This is a genomic window from Streptomyces nanhaiensis (assembly GCF_046614825.1).
Taxonomy (GTDB): domain Bacteria; phylum Actinomycetota; class Actinomycetes; order Streptomycetales; family Streptomycetaceae; genus Streptomyces; species Streptomyces radiopugnans.
The window spans coordinates 1-3,606 of record NZ_JBKJFM010000274.1 but is presented as its reverse complement, the minus strand read 5'-3'; the positions used below and the strand labels follow the sequence as shown (position 1 = coordinate 3,606).

General features: G+C 76.2%; 4 protein-coding genes. 1 reads left to right on the top strand and 3 read right to left on the bottom strand.

Features of this window, described 5'->3' with window-relative positions:
• The 3 genes from ACLIYP_RS29660 to ACLIYP_RS29650 all read right to left on the bottom strand — a co-directional run.
• Positions 1 to 221: NAD-dependent epimerase/dehydratase family protein (locus tag ACLIYP_RS29660; RefSeq protein ID WP_412716170.1), on the bottom strand; the 221-nt coding region annotated here is incomplete at its 3' end.
• Positions 218 to 1,465 carry a GNAT family N-acetyltransferase gene (locus tag ACLIYP_RS29655; protein WP_412716169.1) on the bottom strand — a complete coding sequence of 416 codons (1,248 nt, stop codon included), beginning with the start codon at positions 1,463 to 1,465 and terminating at the stop codon, positions 218 to 220. The genes ACLIYP_RS29660 and ACLIYP_RS29655, both read right to left, overlap by 4 nt.
• Positions 1,462 to 2,682, bottom strand: a complete 1,221-nt coding sequence (locus ACLIYP_RS29650; protein ID WP_412716168.1) for an aminotransferase class I/II-fold pyridoxal phosphate-dependent enzyme — start codon at positions 2,680 to 2,682, stop codon at positions 1,462 to 1,464. The genes ACLIYP_RS29655 and ACLIYP_RS29650 overlap by 4 nt, the downstream gene beginning before the upstream one ends.
• 346 nt (positions 2,683 to 3,028) lie before the next feature.
• Between ACLIYP_RS29650 and ACLIYP_RS29645 the strand changes: the two genes are divergently transcribed.
• Positions 3,029 to 3,606: wax ester/triacylglycerol synthase domain-containing protein (locus tag ACLIYP_RS29645; protein WP_412716167.1), on the top strand; the 578-nt coding region annotated here is incomplete at its 3' end.

The following is a 3,606-nucleotide window of genomic DNA, read 5'->3' as shown; positions in this document are numbered from 1 at the left end:
ACGGCGCCTGCCAGGTGGATCACGCGGTCGGCGCCCCAGGCGGCGGCCCGCCTCAGGCCGCGGCCGTCCGCGAGGTCGCCGTCCAGCGGCTCCACCGCCGCCGGGAGCCGGGCCCGGGCGGGGTCCCGCACCAGTGCGGCGACGGTGTCGCCCTCCTCCAGCAGCCGGTGCACCAGACGGGTGCCGACGAAGCCGGTGGCGCCGGTGACCAGGTACCTCACCGGCGGGCTCCGGGCACGTGCGCGGCGGCCGGCGCGGGGACGGCCGCGGGGGCCGGGCGCGGGGCGAGATCGCGCCGGTAGAGGCGGTGCCTGCGGTGGAGGACGCCGCCGAAGGCCTCGGCGTAGCGGTTGGCGTCGCGGTTGTCCTCCAGGAGCCAGGAGAACTCGCTCTCGGTGTACCCCAGGCGGAAGGCCGCCCGCTGGGCCTCGGCGAGCAGCGCGGCGGTCAGCCCGCGGGCGCGGTGGGCGGCCCTGACGCCGGTGAGGATCACCCGGGCCCGGTCGATGCGGCGGGCGGCCCGGGCCGTGCGCAGCCGTCCCAGGGGCATGTCGCGGGCGGCGCGCAGCGCCTGGTTGGCGTCGGGCAGCCAGAAGGTGAAGGCGACCGGTTCGCCGCGCACCTCGGCGAACCACACCAGCTCCGGCCGTACCAGCGGCCGCAGCCGCTCCATCGCGTGGGAGAACTCGCGGCCGGTCATGGGGACGGAGGCGTAGTTGCCGGACCAGGCGTCGGTGTAGATGTCGCGGACGGCGGCCAGGTCGGCCTCCCGGCGGCGGGGGTCCAGCGGCCGCAGCCGTACGTCCGGCGCGTTCGCGGCCCAACGGGCCGCGTGGGCGGCGGCCCCGGACGGCTCGCCGCCGGGCGGCACCGGGACGCGCCAGGACAGCAGGTCCTTGGCCTTGGCCAGACCGCAGGCGGCGTACAGGCCCGGGTAGTAGGCGGGGTTGTACGGCATCATCACGGTGGGCGGGCCGTCGAAGCCCTCGACGAGGACCCCGCACTCGTCGTGGACGGAGAAGCCCAGCGGGCCGAGCATCGTCTCCAGTCCGCGCTCGCGCAGCCAGGCGGCGGCCGCGTCGAAGAGGGCGGCCGCCGCGCGGGGGTCGTCGGCGCACTCGAAGAGGCCGAACAGGCCGCCGCGCGCGTCGTGGAGGGCCTGGTAGCGGGAGTCGACCGCGGCTGCGATCCGTCCGACCGCCTTCCGGCCCCGGCGGGCGAGGAACAACTCGGCCGTGCCGACCTCGAAGAACGGGTTGCGCCGCCGGTCGATCAGGGCCCGCTGCTCCCTCCCGGCGGACGGCACCCGGTACGGGTCGCCGCGGTGCAGGGCGCGGGGGAGTGCGGCGAAGGCGGCGGTGTCCGCGCGGCCGCGCACCGGTTGGACGGTGAGGGGCGCGCAGGCCGCGGGGGAGGCGCTCGTGGTGGGCACGGGGTGCGTGGGGCGCGCCGGGGAGGTGCTCACGCCACCACCGCCTCGGGCCGCCCGGGGACGCCCGGCGCCGGCAGGAGCGGGCCCAGCCCGCGCCGTACCCGCGCGAAGGCGTCCAGTACGCGGCTGATGTGGTCGTCGGTGTGGATCGCCTGGGGGGTCACCCGGATCAGGGCCCGGTTGCGGGCCACGGCCGGCGCCACCACGGCGTTGGTGAACACCCCGGCGTCCAGCAGCTCCTGCCACACCCGCAGGCACAGCCGCGAGTCGCCCACGTACACCGGCACCACCGGGGTGGTGGAGTCGCCGGTGTCCCAGCCGAGCGACCGCAGCCCCGCGAGCAGCCGCCGGGCGTGGCCGAACACCCGCCGCCGGCGCTCCGGTTCGGACTCGATGATGTCGAGCGAGGCCAGGGCGGCGGCCGCCGAGGCCGGCGGCATCGCGGCCGAGAAGAGGACGGAGCGGGCGCTGTGGCGCAGGTGCTCGACGACGGAGGCGGGGCCGACCAGCATTCCGCCGACGGAGCCGAAGCACTTCGACAGCGTCCCGGTGACCAGGTCCACCTCGCCGGTCAGTCCGAAGTGCTCGCTCACGCCGCGTCCGCGGGCGCCCAGCAGGCCGATGTCGTGGGCGCCGTCCACCACCAGCCGGGCGCCGTGGCGCCGGGCCAGCTCCACGATGCCCGGCAGCGGGCACAGGTCGCCCTCCATGGAGAACATGCCGTCGGTGACGATCAGCCTGCCGCGGCCGGGATCTGAGGCGGCCAGCAGACGGCCGAGGTGCCCGAGGTCGCGGTGGCGGTAGCGGTGGTGGGCGGCGCCGCCCAGCCGTACGGCGTCCACCAGCGAGGCGTGGTTGGACATGTCGGCGAAGACGGCGTCGTGCTCGTCCAGCAGGGCGGCGAGCGCGAGGTTGGCCTGGAAGCCGGTGGTGGTCACCAGTGCGGCCTCGCCGCCGACGAACGCGGCCAGCCGGCCCTCCAGTTCCTCGTGGAGCGCGAGCGTGCCGTTGAGCACGCGCGAGCCGGAGCAGGAGACGCCGTACCGGCGCAGCGCGCGGGCGGCGGCCTCGGTCACCCGGGGGTCGGCCGACAGCCCCAGGTAGTCGTTGCACCCGGCCATGACCACCGTACGGCCGTCGAGTTCGACCTCCGAGCCCCGGGCCGTGAGGGGGCGGTAGTAGGGCCGGGAGGCGCTCTGCGCCACCAGGCGGTGGAGAGCCGACCGTTCTTTGCCGAAGACATCCGCCATGCTGTTCCCCGAGGAGGTTGCGTCGGTTATCCGACAGGTTTTCGTGTTCTTGTGCGACCGGCGTCCGCGATTCCACGGGGAAACGGCCCCGAATTCCCTCCGGTGGATCCGCGGACCGGGGCCGGTGCGGCGGCGGGCGGCTTTCGCGGGACCGCTCCCGGCCGCGCGTTCGCCGGTCCGATCGCTGAGCCGTCCGGGGCCGGAGGGGCGTCGGTCCTTTTCTCGCCGGGCGTTCCGCCAGAATACTGACACAGGATCAGAAAAGGCGCGGACAGGTGACTCGTGCGTTTTCCGGGCGAGCCGTCGAAGATCTGCGCGAGTTCTCGATGAGTGAGCGAGAAGGCGTATGGAGAGAAGCATCGCCCTGTCACCGGTGGAGGAAGTCCACTGCGGTGCGCGCGGAGTTCCCGAAACGGTCGGGATGGCGGCGCTGTTCACCGGCCGGCCGCCGGGGGCGGACGCGCTGCGCGCCCGGGTCGGGGAGCGCTGGGGCGGTCTTCCCCGGCTGCGGCGGGTGCTGCTGGCCCCGGCGCCGCCGGCCCGGCTGCGCGGGCACCGCTGGCTGCCGCTCGACCGCTTCGACGCCCGCCGCCACGTCACCGCCGTCACCGCCGTCACAGCCGACGGCGGTGACCGCGCGGCGTTCACCGCGCTGCTCGGCCGGCTCGTCGCCCGCCCTCTGCCCGCCGGACTGCCGCCCTGGCGGCTGACGCTGGTGACGGGCGCGGACCGGGGCCGGTTCGCCGTCGTGCTGACCGCCCACCACGCCCTGCTGGACGGCCGGTCCCTGGAGATCCTGCTCAGCTCCCTGTTCGACGGCACCCCCGGGCGCGGCGGCCGGAGCGGCACCGGAGTGCGGGCGGTGGGGGCGCTCAGTGCCGCCCACCCGGACCGCGCCCGCCCCGGCCCGCGCCGCGGCGATGA

Bases quoted from the DNA above. Each gene is read 5' to 3' on its own strand.
- ACLIYP_RS29650 (WP_412716168.1), bottom strand. From the start codon at position 2,682: ATGGCGGATGTCTTCGGCAAAGAACGGTCGGCTCTCCACCGCCTGGTG.